The organism is Kitasatospora sp. NPDC008115 (assembly GCF_042957205.1).
Taxonomy (GTDB): Bacteria; Actinomycetota; Actinomycetes; order Streptomycetales; family Streptomycetaceae; genus Kitasatospora.
Window position 1 is genome coordinate 118952 of the sequence record NZ_JBIBHU010000022.1, and the last position, 13428, is coordinate 132379.

The window sequence follows — 13428 nt, forward strand, 5'->3', positions numbered from 1 at the left end:
TCTGGGGATACACGTGTGCCGGTGGAGTCACCGGAGGGGAAGCCGGTGCCTTGCACACGGGTAAGGGTCGGGTGATGGTCATGAGTTCCGGCGAACGCCCCTTGCAGGACGTCGTCTTCCTGACCGTGGCCGAGGTGGCCGCGGTCATGCGGGTCTCCAAGATGACGGTCTACCGGTTGGTGCACAGCGGTGAGCTGCCCGCCATCCGGGTCGGCCGCTCGTTCCGGGTGCCCCAGCAGGCAGTGCACGAGTACCTCAAGGAGTCCTACGTGCGGCTCGAGAGCGCGTAGGCAGGCCGGTCCGGTACGGGGTCCACCACGGTGGACCCCGTATCCGTTAGCCCCGGATTCGCCTTGAGTTCGCCCGCCTCGGGGAGCGCGATTACGGCCCTGGGCGAGTGGAAGGTAGGCTAGGCCCTCCGTCAGTCGTATGGACTCCGTCTCTCACGGGCGAGAGTCTCAGTGAGCGAGGGTTGTTCCGTGGGCTCTGTCATCAAGAAGCGTCGCAAGCGTATGGCCAAGAAGAAGCACCGCAAGCTTCTCAAGCGCACGCGCGTTCAGCGTCGCAACAAGAAGTAAGCGTCCCCGGCCGCGCCTCGCGCGCCCAGCGCTTCGCACCGCCCGCCCCGGCCTCACGGCCCGGGGCGGGCGGTGTCGTTTCCCGGCCCGCCGCGGCGGCGCGGTACGGTGCACGCAGGTCGCCCGGGCCGAGGAATGGGGTGCAGCGCTGTGGGAACGGTCGTGCTCGTCACCGGCGTGGCCCGCCACCTCGGCGCCCGCTTCGCCGCCGAGCTGCGCCGCCGGCCGGGGGTGGACCTGGTGGTCGGCGTGGACGTGCAGCCGCCGCGCCCGGCGCTGCGCGCGCTCGCGGAGCCGGACGGGCCCGCCGCGCCGTACCGCTTCCACCAGCTCGACCTGCGCCGCCCTGCCGTGGCGCGGGTGATCGCCGAGCACGGCGTCGACACGGTCGTCCACCTCGCGGTCAGCGCGACCGGTCTCGGCTCCACCCACCGCTCCGCGGTGAAGGAGACCAACGTGATCGGCACGATGCAGCTGCTCGGCGCCTGCCAGAAGGCGCCGGGGGTGCGGCGGCTGGTGGTGAAGTCGACCACCGGCGTCTACGGCTCCGCGCCGCGCGACCCGGCGGTGTTCACCGAGCGGACCCAGCCGAAGGTGCTGCCGGTCGGCGGCTTCGCCAAGGACGCCGTCGAGGTGGAGGGCTACGTCCGGGGCTTCGCCCGGCGCCGCCCGGACGTCGCGGTCACCGTGCTGCGGTTCGCCAACATCGTCGGCCCCGGCGCCGACACCCCGCTCAGCGACTACTTCGCGCTGCCGGTGCTGCCGACCGTCCTCGGGTACGACCCCCGGCTGCAGTTCGCGCACGAGGACGACGTGATCGAGGTGCTCTGCCGCTCCTCCTTCCCCGCCGAGCCCGGCACCGTGAACACCGGCACCTTCAACGTGGCGGGGGAGGGCGTGCTGCTGCTCTCCCAGTGCGCCCGCCGGCTGGGCCGCCCGACCCTGCCGCTGCTGCTGCCCGCCGTCAGCTGGATGGCCGGGCTGGCCCGGCAGACCCGGCTGGTCGACGTCTCGCCCGAGCAGCTGCGGCTGCTGACCCACGGCCGGGTGGTGGACACCGCGCGGCTGCGCGAGGTGTTCGGCCACCGTCCGGCGTTCACCACCCTGGAGGCCTTCGCGGACTTCGCCGCCGCGCAGTCGCCCGGCCTGCTGCCCCCGGGGCGGCTGACCGCCGTCACCGACGGACTGGCCGCGCTGCTGGCCGGGTCCGATGCCACCGCCCGCCCGCACCGACCCAGGAGCTGAACCCGCATGAGTGCCGCCGCCGAGAACGCGCCGGGCGAGGCGAAGGTCATCCCGATCGAGTCCGCGCCCAGCTGGAGCGAGCCGCCCGCCGACGCCTCCGGACTGGCCGACCGGGTCGCCGACGCCGTCGGCGGCGCGCTGGCCGGGCGGCTCGGCGCCGCCGCGACCCGGGCGTTCGGCAAGGGCTGGGAGGACCGGGCCGCCGACGGGCTGGCCTTCCTGCGCCGCCGGATCACCGGCGACTACGAGGTCGACGAGTTCGGCTTCGACCGGGAGCTCACCGAGGAGGTGCTGCTCGGGCTGCTGCGGCCGCTGGCGGAGAAGTACTTCCGGGTGGAGGTGCGCGGGATCGGGAACATCCCGGCCGAGGGCGGCGCGCTGATCGTCGCCAACCACTCCGGGACGATCCCGCTGGACGCCCTGATGACCCAGGTGGTGATACACGACCACCACCCGCACCGGCGGCACCTGCGGATGCTCGCCGCCGACCTGGTGTTCGTGCTGCCCGGCGTCAACGAGCTGGCCCGCAAGGCCGGGCACACCCTGGCCTGCAACGAGGACGCCCAGGCGCTGCTGGAGCGCGGCGAGCTGGTCGGCGTCTGGCCGGAGGGCTTCAAGGGGATCGGCAAGCCGTTCGCCGAGCGGTACAAGCTGCAGCGGTTCGGCCGGGGCGGTTTCGTCTCCTCGGCGCTGCGGGCCGGGGTGCCGATCGTCCCGTGCTCGATCGTCGGGGCGGAGGAGACCTATCCGATGATCGGGAACTTCCGGACGCTGGCCCGGCTGCTGGGCCTGCCGTACGTGCCGATCACGCCGACCTTCCCGTGGCTGGGGCCGCTCGGCGCGGTACCGCTGCCGACCAAGTGGATCATCGAGTTCGGCGAGCCGATCGCCACCGACCGGCACCCGGCGGAGGCCGCGGACGACCCGATGCTGGTCTTCGACCTGGCCGACGAGGTGCGCGAGACCATCCAGCACACGCTCTACCAGCTGCTGGTGCAGCGGCGGTCGGTCTTCTTCTGACCGCGCGCGAACACGGGCGGGCCCCGGCGGACGAGATGTCCGCCGGGGCCCGCTCCGTTCTCCCACCGGCCGGCCGGTCAGCCGCCGAGGATCCGCAGACCCGGCAGCAGGCCCGGGATCAGCGGCGGCACCTCGACGCCCTGCTGGGCGGCGGCGCCGCCGGCGCTCGGCGCCTCGCTCGGTGCGGCCGGGGACTGGTCCGGCGCCGGCGCCGGTGCCGGCGCGGGGGCGTCGGCGCTGGGCGAGGGCCTGACGCCGGTGAGCCCGCTGGTGAGGTCGTCGACCAGCCCGCCGACCTCCTCCGGGACGACATTGGCCGTACCGCTCGGCAGCGGCAGCACCGGTGCGGCGGGGGCCGCCGGGGCGGGGACGCCGCCCTGGGGCGGGACCTGCGGGGCGGCCGGACGCCCGTCGGCCGCGCCGCCCGCCGGACCGCCGGTGGCACCGCCGTGGGCCGGCACGCCGCCGGCCGCCGGGTTGCCGCCCGGCGCCGTCCCGGCGGAGGGCGCGCCGGAGCCGCCGGTGCCAGGACCGTGGGTACCGCCGCCCGCCCCGCCGCCGGCCGGCGCACCGCTCTTGGCGGGCTGCTGGACCAGACGCAGAGGCGCGACGTCCTGGCTTATGTCGTCGAAGAGCTGGTCCACCAGGTGGGCCTGGGGGATGAGCTGGACCGGGAGCCGGGACTGGAGCTCGGCCCAGGTGCCGTCCTCGTCCTGGGCGAAGCCGGCCAGGGTGCGCATCGGGTCGAGCGAGCCGTTGTTGCGGTAGATCGCGCGCAGCAGGTCGCGCCCCTTGAGGGCGTCGGCGTGCATGGCGTCCAGGGCCCTGCGGAGCTGCTCGACGGTGCCCGGGCTGAGCGCTCCGTCGGAGTCGGCCCGGCCGACCAGGGACCGCGCCTCGCCGAGGCGGGTGGCCGCGTTGTCCAGGAGCAGTTCGCCGCGTTCGCTGTCGGAGCCCGCCAGGTTGAGCCGTAGGCCTTCGAGACCGCGCTTCATGCCGTACAGCGGGTCGCCCGGAAGCGCGTTGCCGCTGGCGGCCGCGGCGCCGGCGAAGCTGCCGACGGCGAGGCCGGCGACCAGCCCGCCGATCGCGAACCGGCGGCTCCAGCGTCCGCGCGGTGCGGTGCGGACGCCCCGGTGGCGGCGCTGCCGTGGCACGGTGGCGCCCAGGCCGCCCGCCATGGCCTGCTCGAACGCGGCCATCAGCTGGGCTCGTTGGACGGTCCGGACCTCTTGGTCGAGTTCCGGGGCGGGCAGCGCGCGCAGCGCGCCGACCGTGTCGATGAGTTCCGCCATCGCGGCCGAACCGGCGTGTCCGCCGGCGGTGTTGGCCGTTCCGTCACCGTCGGCGGCGCGTTGCTCCGCCCGGTGGGCCTCCAGCGCCTCGGCGAAGGCCTTCGCGCGCCGGTGCTCCAGCACGTTTGCCGTCACGGGCCACACCTCCCTTCGTCGTTGTCGACACCCCGGCCTGCCGGACGGTTGCCCCGGCAAGCCAAAGCCACTCCATCGGGTGAGAGGTCGCAATTCGACTTGACCGTACGCCTGGTGGAGGCTTGCACGCTGGCCAACGAGCGGTGCGGGCGGTCGGTTACGCACGGCTGATCATCGGACCGACCGTTCACCCGGATGTGTCGGGCCGTCCCGTGAGGTGACGGCCCGCCTCCGGTCCCTCCCGCGGCGTGCCCGGAGCCCGCCCCGGACGACCGCCGGTTCGTCGCACGTCGGTTCATCGCACGTGGGCTCATCGCACGTGGGCTCATCGGGCGTCGGGCGGGAGCAGGCGGGCCAGCGTGCGCACGGCGCGGTACTGGAGGGTCTTGATGGCGCCCTCGTTCTTGCCCATGATCCGGGCGGTCTCGGCGACCGAGAGCCCTTGCAGGAAGCGGAGGGTGACGCACTCCTGCTGCTGCGGGTTCAGCCGGCGGACGGCATCCAGCAGGGCGGCGTTGGAGAGCGACTCCAGCACCGACTCCTCGGGGCTGCGCTCGCACTCGTTGGAGTCGAGCATCTCGCCGGTGGTGACCTCCAGCCGGAAGCGGCTGGACTTGAAGTGGTCGGCGACCAGGTTGCGGGCGATGGTCACCAGCCAGGCGCCGAAGTCCCGGCCCTGCCAGGTGAACGTGCCGATCCGGCGCAGCGCGCGCAGGAACGTCTCGCTGGTGAGGTCCTCGGCGGTGGCCCGGCTGCCGACCCGGTAGTAGATGTAGCGGTAGACGGTGTCCGCGTAGTGGTCGTAGAGCCGGCCGAAGGCCTCGCTCTCGCCGGCCTGGGCCCGCTCGACCAGCTCCATGACCGGGTTGTGCTCGGTCTCGTGGCCGGGGCCGGTGGTGGTGCGGGAGCGGCTGCGGCCGCCGGTGGTGCCGGCGCGGCTGCGGGCGCCGGTGCCGGCCGAGCCGGCGGCGGTGGTGCGCAGCAGCGGGCCGCCGGCGGCGGGTCCGTGGCCCAACACGGCTCCGGCGGGCACCGGTTGGGGGGTGACGGCGAGCCGGCTGCGGAGCAGGGTGCGCAGCAGGTCCAGGCCGGTGGAGATCTGCCGGGGCGCGGCGGGGCGGCCGCGGAGGCCGGTGCGGGAGCGCAGGGGCGCGGACGACGGGCGGGAGGGTGCAGGCGCGTCGTTCCGGACGGGTGGGTACACGGGACTCCCAGAGGCAGAACTGTGGACGGATCACCTCCGCCTGCGCGGAGAGCACGTCCGTCCCGCCAGGTCGTGCCTGGGGCGGGTGGGTGACGTGCATCCAGGAGAGAATAACGCTTTGTGCAATGACAGCTACACCGTGTGGTCGAAGTGGTCGTTTGAGATCCGCGAAGGGTGCAAATCCGGCCGACACTGACCGAACGTGTCGGCGATGGGCTGGCTCAACGTGACAGAACGGGTGCGCCAGGTGACCAATTCGGCGGTGCGGCGGGCGGTTTCCCGGCCCGGGGGTCAGATAATCCCCGACTTTCGCAAGGTGGCGAACGATCAGATCCGGTCACGGGGTGTCGGGTTCGGTCGGCGGGTCCGGACGGCCCGGCGACGCGCGGGAGTTCGCCCGTACGAGCGGCCTGGTCAGCGTGCGGATTGACCGCGCTCACCCCGGCGAGCGGCGCCCGGGCGGGCGGCTCAGGCGCGGTGCCGGCGGTGCAGTGCGATCCCGGCCGCCGCCGCGCCCGCCGCCACACCGAGCGCGGCCGCCGCCGGCAGGCCCACCCGGGCCGCCTTCCGGCCGGTCCGGAAGTCCCGGACCCGCCAGCCCTGCGCCCGGGCGTGCCGCCGCAGCGCGCCGTCCGGGTTCACCACGTACGGGTGGCCGACCAGCGAGAGCATCGGGATGTCGTTGGCCGAGTCGCTGTAGGCGGCGCACCGGTCGAGGTCGAGCCGCTCGCGCCGGGCCAGCGAACGCACGGCGGCCGCCTTGGCCGGGCCGTGCAGCAGGTCGCCGACCAGCCGGCCGGTGTACGCGCCGTCGCGCGCCTCGGCCACCGTGCCGAGCGCGCCGGTCATGCCGAGCCGGGCCGCGATGATCCGGGCCACCTCCACCGGCGCGGCGGTGACCAGCCAGACCCGCTGCCCGGCGTCCAGGTGCATCTGCACCAGCGCGCGGGTGCCCGGCCACACCTTGTCGGCGATGACGTCCTCGAAGACCTCCTCGCAGAGCGCCTCCAGATCGGCGGTCCGCTTGCCGGCCACCACGCCGAGCGCGGTGTGCTTGGCGTCCGCCATGTGCTCCGGGTCCTCGGCGCCGTGCAGCCGGAACCAGGCCTGCTGCCAGGCGAACCGGGCGATGTCCCGGCGGCTGAGGAAGCCGCGCCGGTAGAGGCCGACACCGAGGTAGAAGATCGCGGCGCCGCGCAGGATGGTGTTGTCGCAGTCGAAGAACGCGGCGGCGCGCGGGTCGTCCGGCTCGGGCGTGTGGTTGCCCTCGGGGGCCTTGGGCGCCTTGCCGCGCTTGGCCGGATGCGCCTCCCCGGGCCGGGCCTCCGCGGGCTGCGCCTCCTCCTCGGCGGGCGGCTCCGGCGCGGCCCGCAGGGCGGCCTCCGCCGCCTCGGCCGCGGCCTCGCCCGCCAGGGCGGTCCGCGAGCTGGTGGAACGCCTTGCCTGGGTGAGCCTTCGGAGCACGGCCATGTCATCGAGCATAACCAGCCACCTGCGCGGCGGCCGTGACGGCTGCGTTCCCGGCGGGTGAACGGGAGGAGGGCCGGTCGTGTCCGGTCCCCGTGTAGGGGCGTCGCACAATGGCGGGGTGAGTCCACTGCTGCGACGTGACAAGAACCCGAAGCCGGCCGACCGGACGGTGACCCTGGTGGCCAAGCCCGGCTGCCACCTGTGCGACGACGCCCGGGAGGTGATCGTCCGGGTGACGGCCGAGCTGGGCGCGTCCTTCGAGGAGAAGGACATCACCCAGGACGAGGAGCTCTACCGGCGCTACTGGGAGCAGATCCCGGTCACCCTGGTCGACGGACGCCAGCACGACTTCTGGCGCGTGGACGAGAAGCGCCTGCGCACCGCCCTCGGCGCCTGACCCCGAGGACCTGACCCCGAGGCCACCCCCCGCCGTCCGGCGGGGGCGGTTCGCCGAATCGTTGTGAAGATTCCGCGTGCTCGGCTTGGGGCGCCTCCCGCCGGTCGGCTTACGATCGAACTCGTTTGCGCCCATGGGGGGCTGAGCACGCGAGGAGTGCCGCCATGCTTCCCGACCCGTCGTCGCCGCCCGCTCGCGGGGGCTTCGCCGTGGTGGACGTGGAGGCGACCGGCCGCAGCCCCTGGCGGCATCGGGTGGTCGAGGTGGCCGTGGTGCTGCTGGACGAGCGGCTCCGTCCGGAGGGCGAGTTCTGCACCCTGCTGGACCCGCTGGGCCCGGTCGGCCCGACCCATGTGCACCGGATCGAGCAGCAGGACGTCGAGGGCGCCCCGCGGTTCCGCGAGATCGCGCCGCGGCTGCTGGAGCTGCTGGCCGGCCGGGTGCTGGTCGGCCATCACGTGACCTGTGACCAGGCCTTCCTGGACCGCGAGTTCGCCAGGATCGGGGTGCCGATGCCGCCGGTGCCGCTGCTGTGCACCATGCGGCTGGCCCGCGCCCACCTGCCCGGGGCCCGCGGGTTCGGCCTGACGGCCTGCGTGGAGGCGGCCGGTCTCGGAGGGTTCGCGGCGCACACCGCGCTGGGCGACGCCCGCGCCACCGCCGGCCTGTTGCGGCACTGCCTGGACGCGCCCTCCTGCCCGCCGGGGGACTGGACGGACCCGCTGCGGGAGGCGGCCCGGGTGCCGTGGCCGCGGCTGGGGCGGGCCCGCTCCCGCCTGTCGGGCGAGCCGGTTCCGCTGGTGACGCGCGACGGCGCCCGCCCGGCTCCCGTGCCCGCCCCGCGCGAGCTGTCGGACCGCCTTCCGTACGGCCCCAGGCCACCCGCTGCACCGCCCCCGGCGGCGGCCGGGAAACCGGCCGGTGCTATGGGGTCGACGGCGTGATGCGCGTCACTGTGCAGGGACAAAACGGACACCATCTTTGTGCACACGTTCACAAACGCATAGCCTGGCTGCCAAAGCCCAGCTTCACCCACAGGAGCGCCGTGGCCGTCGGCCGATCACCACAGAGCAGTTCGCAGACGCCCGACCCGGGCGCCGCGCGCCGATCTTCGCGTGCCCGGGGAATCCCCGAGGCGACGGTCGCCCGGCTGCCCCTCTACCTGCGAGCGCTCACCGCGCTCTCCGAGCGCTCGGTGCCGACAGTCTCCTCCGAGGAACTGGCCGCCGCGGCCGGCGTGAACTCCGCCAAGCTCCGCAAGGACTTCTCCTACCTGGGCTCCTACGGCACCCGCGGCGTCGGCTACGACGTCGAGTACCTCGTCTACCAGATCTCCCGCGAGCTGGGCCTGACCCAGGACTGGCCGGTCGTCATCGTCGGCATCGGCAACCTCGGCCACGCCCTCGCCAACTACGGCGGCTTCGCCTCCCGCGGCTTCCGGGTCGCCGCCCTGCTCGACGCCGACCCGGCCGTGGTCGGCAGCAGCGCGGCCGGCCTGCCGGTGCGCCACATGGACGAACTGGAGTCCATCGTGGAGAGCCAGCACGTCTCGATCGGCGTCATCACCACCCCGCCCGGCGCGGCACAGCAGGTCTGCGACCGGCTGGTCGAGGCCGGCGTCACCAGCATCCTGAACTTCGCCCCGACCGTGCTGACCGTCCCGGACGGCGTGGACGTGCGCAAGGTGGACCTCTCCATCGAGCTGCAGATCCTCGCCTTCCACGAGCAGCGCAAGGCCGGCGACGAGCCGGACCGCACCGAGTCCGTGCTCGACCGGGCCCCCGGCCCGGTCCGCGCCGCCGCCGCCAAGCTCCGCCGGGCGGCGGGGGGCAGCGGAAAGACGCGCGCGGCGGCGGAGGACGCGGACCCGGCGGCGAAGGGCAAGCCCGGCAAGGCCGGCGAGGGCGAGCTGTCCGCGGTGATGCCGGCATGAGCACCGAGATTCGTGGGACCAGGGAGCGGGCGTGAGTCTTCTCGTCGTAGGGCTGAGCCATCGCACGGCCCCGGTCGGCGTGCTGGAGCGCGCCGCGCTGACCGGTGCGGTGCCGACCCGGCTGCTGCACGACGCGGCCGCGTCCGCGACCGTCGCCGAGGCCGCGCTGCTGAACACCTGCAACCGGATCGAGCTGTACGCCGACGTGGACAAGTTCCACGCCGGCGTCGCCGAGCTGTCGCTGCTGCTCGCCCACCACAGCGGGGTGGACCTGGAGGAGCTGACGTCGCACCTCTACGTCCACTACGAGGACCGCGCCGTCCACCACCTCTTCTCGGTGGCCTGCGGCCTGGACTCGATGGTGGTCGGCGAGGGCCAGATCCTCGGCCAGCTGCGCGACGCCCTGGCCAAGGCCCAGGAGGAGCACACCGCCGGGCGCGGCCTGAACGAGCTGTTCCAGCAGGCGCTGCGGGTCGGCAAGCGCGCGCACAGCGAGACCGGCATCGACAAGGCCGGCCAGTCGCTGGTGACCTTCGGCCTGGAGCAGGTCGCGGCCGGCGCGGGCGAGATCGCCGGCAAGCGGGCGCTGGTGGTCGGCGCGGGCTCGATGAGCTCGCTGGCCGCCGCCACCCTGGTCCGCTCGGGCGTGACCGACCTGCTGATCGCCAACCGGACGCCGGCCCGTGCCGAGCGGCTGGTCGAGATCCTCGGCGCGGACGTCGCCCGCACCCTGGAGCTGGCCAAGGTGCCCGAGGCACTGGCCGACGTCGACCTGGTGATCTCCTGCACCGGCGCGGCCGGCGTGGTGATCAAGGCCGACGACGTCGCCGCCGCGGTCGCCGCGCGCTCCGGCCCGACCCCGCTCGCCCTGCTCGACCTCGCCATGCCGCGCGACGTCGACCACGCCGTGCACGAGCTGCCCGGCGCGCTGCTGGTCGACCTGGAGAGCCTCTCGCACGCCCACGCCGCCACCCCCGGCGCGGGCGACGTCGACGCCGTCTCCGGCATCGTCTCCGAGGAGGTCACCGCCTTCGGCGCCGCCCAGCGGGCCGCGCGGATCGCCCCGACCGTGGTGGCGCTGCGCGCGATGGCCTCCGAGGTGGTCGCCGCCGAACTGGGCCGCCTGGACTCCCGGCTGCCCGGACTGGACGAGCGCTCGCGCGCCGAGATCGGCCAGACCGTCCGCCGGGTGGTCGACAAGCTGCTGCACGCGCCCACCGTGCGGGTGAAGCAGTTGGCCGCCGAGCCCGGCGGCGCCTCCTACGCGGAGGCCCTGCGCGAACTCTTCGACCTCGACCCGGCCGCCGTGCACGCGGTTTCGGGCACTCCGATCGGCGCCCAGCAGCCTGCGGGCGGGGGCGCCGGATGAACCGTCAGCCATCCCACGAGTACCACCGGGACGATCACCTCATGAATGGTCAACCGCTCACCGGCCGGACGCCGGACGCCACCGCGGCACCCCTGCGGCTCGGCACCCGGCGCAGCGCGCTCGCCATGGCCCAGTCGGGCATGGTCGCCCGTGAGGTGACCCGCGTCACCGGGCGCCCCGTCGAGCTGGTGGAGATCACCACCTACGGCGACACCTCCCGCGAGGCGCTGGCCCAGATCGGCGGCACCGGGGTGTTCGTCTCCGCGCTGCGCGACGCGCTGCTGGAGGGCCGGATCGACTTCGCCGTGCACTCCCTCAAGGACCTGCCGACCGCCGAGCCCGAGGGCCTGGTGCTGGCGGCGGTCCCGCAGCGCGAGGACAGCCGTGACGCCCTGGTGGCGCGCGAGGGCCTGGCGCTGGACGAGCTGGTCGAGAAGCTGGCCGGCGCCGGCCGCCCGGCCCGGATCGGCACCGGCTCGCCGCGCCGGATGGCGCAGCTGAACGCCTGGGCCCGGGCCAACGGTGCCCAGCTGGAGACCGTCGCGATCCGCGGCAACGTGGACACCCGGATCGGCTTCGTCACCTCGGGCGAGCTGGACGCCGTGGTGCTGGCCACGGCCGGCCTGAACCGGCTCGGCCGGTCCGCCGAGATCACCGGGCACCTCGACCCCGAGCTGATGATCCCGGCCCCGGGCCAGGGCGCGCTCGCCGTCGAGTGCACCACCGCGAACACTGGACTGGCCGCCGCGCTGTCGGCCCTCGACCATGCCCCCACCCGGGTCGCGGTGGCCGCCGAGCGCGCCCTGCTGGGTGCCCTGGAGGCCGGCTGCTCCGCGCCGGTCGCCGCACTGGCCGGCTGGAACCACCAGACCGAACTGCGGCTGGAGGGCGTGGTCGGCACCCCCGACGGCGCCACCATGCTGAAGATGTCCGCCCACGGTCCGATCGTCCTCGACGAGACCGCCGAGCAGCAGGCGGCGGCCCTCGGCCGCGCGCTGGCCGCACGGCTGCTCGACGCGGGCGCGGCCGCCCTGATGGGGGAGCGAGCCCGATGAGCCCCACCACCGCCACCGACAGCCCGTTCCCGGCCGACAGCCCGTTCGGGGGCACGGTCCCGTCCGCCGGGCGCTGCACCTTCCTGGGCGCGGGCCCCGGCGACCCGGGCCTGCTGACCCTGCGCGCGGTCGAGGTGCTGGCCTCCGCCGACGTGCTGGTCGCCGACCCGCTGACCGCCGCCGCCGTGCGCAGCCACTGTCCCACCGGCGTGCAGGTGCACACCCCGGGCGCCGAGGGGCCGGAGTTCGACCTGGCCCACCTGGTCGCCGAGGCCGTGCGCTCCGGCAAGCACGTGGTGCGGACCGTCGACGGCGACCCGGGCCTGGACGGCTGCGCGGCCGAGGAGATGCTCGGCTGCGCCGGTGCCGGGATCGCCTTCGAGGTGATCCCGGGCGTCGCCCAGTCGGTCGGCGTGCCCGCCTACGCGGGTGTGCCGCTGCGCGGCGCGGCCGGTACCGACGTCCGCTTCGTGGAGGCCGCGGCGCTGCTGGCCGGCTCCCCGGTGGACCTGGGCGCGCCGGAGACCACCCTGGTGGTGCGCACCACCCTGGGCCAGCTGCCGGCCACCGCCAACGCGCTGGTCGCCAACGGCCGCAAGCCGGACTCGGCGCTGAGCGCCACGCTCTCCGGGACCACCACCCGTCAGCGCACCTTCACCGCGACGCTGTCCTCCATCGCGGCGGACCTCAAGGCCGCCCGGGTGCTGCCCTCCCCGGTCTCCGCCCCGGTGGACCCGGCCACCGCGGTGATAGCCGTGGTCGGTGAGCAGGTCGCCCACCGCGCCTCGCACTCCTGGTTCGAGACCAAGCCGCTGTTCGGCTGGAACGTGCTGGTGCCGCGCACCAAGGAGCAGGCGCACGGCCTCTCCGAGCAGCTGCGCTCGTACGGCGCGGTGCCGCAGGAGGTGCCGACCATCGCGGTCGAGCCGCCGCGCACCCCGCAGCAGATGGAGCGGGCGATCAAGGGCCTGGTCACCGGCCGCTACGAGTGGATCGCCTTCACCTCGGTGAACGCGGTGCGCGCGGTGCGCGAGAAGTTCGAGGAGTACGGCCTGGACGCCCGGGCGTTCGCCGGGATCAAGGTCGCGGCGGTCGGCGAGACCACCGCGCAGGCGCTGGTGGACTTCGGCGTGAAGCCGGACCTGGTGCCGTCCGGCGAGCAGTCCGCGGCCGGGCTGCTGGAGGACTGGCCGCCGTACGACCCGGTGTTCGACCCGATCGACCGGGTGCTGCTGCCGCGCGCCGACATCGCCACCGAGACCCTGGTGGCCGGCCTGGTCGAGCTGGGCTGGGAGGTCGACGACGTGACGGCGTACCGGACGGTGCGCGCCTCGCCGCCGCCGGCCGAGACCCGTGAGGCGATCAAGGGCGGCGGTTTCGACGCGGTGCTGTTCACCTCGTCCTCGACCGTGCGGAACCTGGTCGGCATCGCGGGCAAGCCGCACAACGTGACCGTCATCGCCTGCATCGGCCCGGCCACCGCCAAGACCGCCGAGGAGCACGGCCTGCGGGTCGACGTGATGGCCCCGGCGCCGTCGGCGGCCGCGCTGGCCCAGGCGCTGGCGGACTTCGGGGCCAAGCGCCGGGACACCGCGACCGCCGCGGGCGAGCCGGTGTACCGCCCCAGTGAGCGCCGTCCCGGCTCGCGCCGCAAGGCCGCGCGCTGACGTAGAGACCGGGGGCGGCCCGACCGCCGCCCTCGGCACCGCACCATCGTCCGGAGAGAG

At 74.7% G+C, this 13428-nt stretch carries 13 protein-coding genes; 10 read left to right on the forward strand and 3 right to left on the reverse strand.

The genetic code is table 11. From position 1 onward, the window contains the following. The first annotated feature begins 80 nt into the window (after positions 1-80). The 4 genes from ACFZBX_RS26040 to ACFZBX_RS26055 all read left to right on the forward strand — a co-directional run bounded on the left by ACFZBX_RS26040 (position 81) and on the right by ACFZBX_RS26055 (position 2843). Entirely contained in the window at positions 81-290 is a 210-nt protein-coding gene (locus ACFZBX_RS26040) for a helix-turn-helix domain-containing protein (protein WP_045937940.1), read from the forward strand. Positions 291-479: 189 nt separating this feature from the next. Then, a complete protein-coding gene (locus ACFZBX_RS26045) occupies positions 480-578 on the forward strand; it encodes a 30S ribosomal protein bS22 (RefSeq protein WP_003948845.1) in 99 nt (32 codons plus the stop codon). A gap of 150 nt (positions 579-728) precedes the next feature. After that, a complete protein-coding gene (locus tag ACFZBX_RS26050; RefSeq protein WP_391536203.1) occupies positions 729-1823 on the forward strand; it encodes an NAD-dependent epimerase/dehydratase family protein in 1095 nt (364 codons plus the stop codon). Positions 1824-1829: 6 nt separating this feature from the next. After that, the gene (locus ACFZBX_RS26055) at positions 1830-2843 is read left to right on the forward strand and encodes a lysophospholipid acyltransferase family protein (protein ID WP_391536204.1); all 1014 of its coding nucleotides are present in this window, start codon (positions 1830-1832) and stop codon (positions 2841-2843) included. 77 nt (positions 2844-2920) lie between these two features. Here the strand turns inward: ACFZBX_RS26055 and ACFZBX_RS26060 are convergent, their stop codons facing one another. From ACFZBX_RS26060 to ACFZBX_RS26070, 3 genes are all read right to left on the reverse strand, one after another. Next, on the reverse strand, positions 2921-4273 hold the full coding sequence (locus ACFZBX_RS26060; RefSeq protein WP_391536205.1) for a DUF5667 domain-containing protein: 1353 nt from the start codon (positions 4271-4273) through the stop codon (positions 2921-2923). 325 nt (positions 4274-4598) lie between these two features. Then, positions 4599-5420, reverse strand: a complete 822-nt coding sequence (locus ACFZBX_RS26065) for an ECF subfamily RNA polymerase sigma factor, BldN family (protein WP_391536251.1) — start codon at positions 5418-5420, stop codon at positions 4599-4601. 525 nt (positions 5421-5945) lie between these two features. After that, positions 5946-6947: an HAD family hydrolase gene (locus ACFZBX_RS26070; RefSeq protein WP_391536206.1), complete on the reverse strand. Its 1002-nt coding sequence runs from the start codon at positions 6945-6947 to the stop codon at positions 5946-5948. A gap of 118 nt (positions 6948-7065) precedes the next feature. Between ACFZBX_RS26070 and ACFZBX_RS26075 the strand changes: the two genes are divergently transcribed. The 6 genes from ACFZBX_RS26075 (at position 7066) to ACFZBX_RS26100 (ending at position 13368) form a co-directional block, all read left to right on the forward strand. After that, positions 7066-7344 carry a glutaredoxin family protein gene (locus tag ACFZBX_RS26075; RefSeq protein ID WP_380763157.1) on the forward strand — a complete coding sequence of 93 codons (279 nt, stop codon included), beginning with the start codon at positions 7066-7068 and terminating at the stop codon, positions 7342-7344. A 164-nt stretch (positions 7345-7508) separates the two neighbouring features. After that, positions 7509-8288, forward strand: coding sequence for an exonuclease domain-containing protein (locus ACFZBX_RS26080; RefSeq protein WP_391536207.1), 780 nt, complete (start codon positions 7509-7511; stop codon positions 8286-8288). Between the two features lie 101 nt (positions 8289-8389). Next, the gene (locus ACFZBX_RS26085) at positions 8390-9277 is read left to right on the forward strand and encodes a redox-sensing transcriptional repressor Rex (RefSeq protein ID WP_391536208.1); all 888 of its coding nucleotides are present in this window, start codon (positions 8390-8392) and stop codon (positions 9275-9277) included. 31 nt (positions 9278-9308) lie between these two features. Beyond that, on the forward strand, positions 9309-10646 hold the full coding sequence (locus ACFZBX_RS26090; protein ID WP_391536209.1) for a glutamyl-tRNA reductase: 1338 nt from the start codon (positions 9309-9311) through the stop codon (positions 10644-10646). A gap of 41 nt (positions 10647-10687) precedes the next feature. Then, positions 10688-11701, forward strand: a complete 1014-nt coding sequence (gene hemC, locus ACFZBX_RS26095) for a hydroxymethylbilane synthase (protein WP_391536210.1) — start codon at positions 10688-10690, stop codon at positions 11699-11701. Next, positions 11698-13368 carry a uroporphyrinogen-III synthase gene (locus tag ACFZBX_RS26100; RefSeq protein ID WP_391536211.1) on the forward strand — a complete coding sequence of 557 codons (1671 nt, stop codon included), beginning with the start codon at positions 11698-11700 and terminating at the stop codon, positions 13366-13368. The genes hemC and ACFZBX_RS26100 overlap by 4 nt, the downstream gene beginning before the upstream one ends. Positions 13369-13428: the final 60 nt, after the last annotated feature.

What these genes read in the sequence shown, in the direction of transcription:
- hemC (WP_391536210.1), top strand. Translation starts at nt 10,688, where the DNA reads ATGAATGGTCAACCGCTCACCGGCCGGACGCCGGACGCCACCGCGGCA.
- ACFZBX_RS26080 (WP_391536207.1), top strand. Translation starts at nt 7,509, where the DNA reads ATGCTTCCCGACCCGTCGTCGCCGCCCGCTCGCGGGGGCTTCGCCGTG.
- ACFZBX_RS26055 (WP_391536204.1), top strand. Translation starts at nt 1,830, where the DNA reads ATGAGTGCCGCCGCCGAGAACGCGCCGGGCGAGGCGAAGGTCATCCCG.
- ACFZBX_RS26100 (WP_391536211.1), top strand. Translation starts at nt 11,698, where the DNA reads ATGAGCCCCACCACCGCCACCGACAGCCCGTTCCCGGCCGACAGCCCG.
- ACFZBX_RS26040 (WP_045937940.1), top strand. Translation starts at nt 81, where the DNA reads ATGAGTTCCGGCGAACGCCCCTTGCAGGACGTCGTCTTCCTGACCGTG.
- ACFZBX_RS26070 (WP_391536206.1), bottom strand. Translation starts at nt 6,947, where the DNA reads ATGGCCGTGCTCCGAAGGCTCACCCAGGCAAGGCGTTCCACCAGCTCG.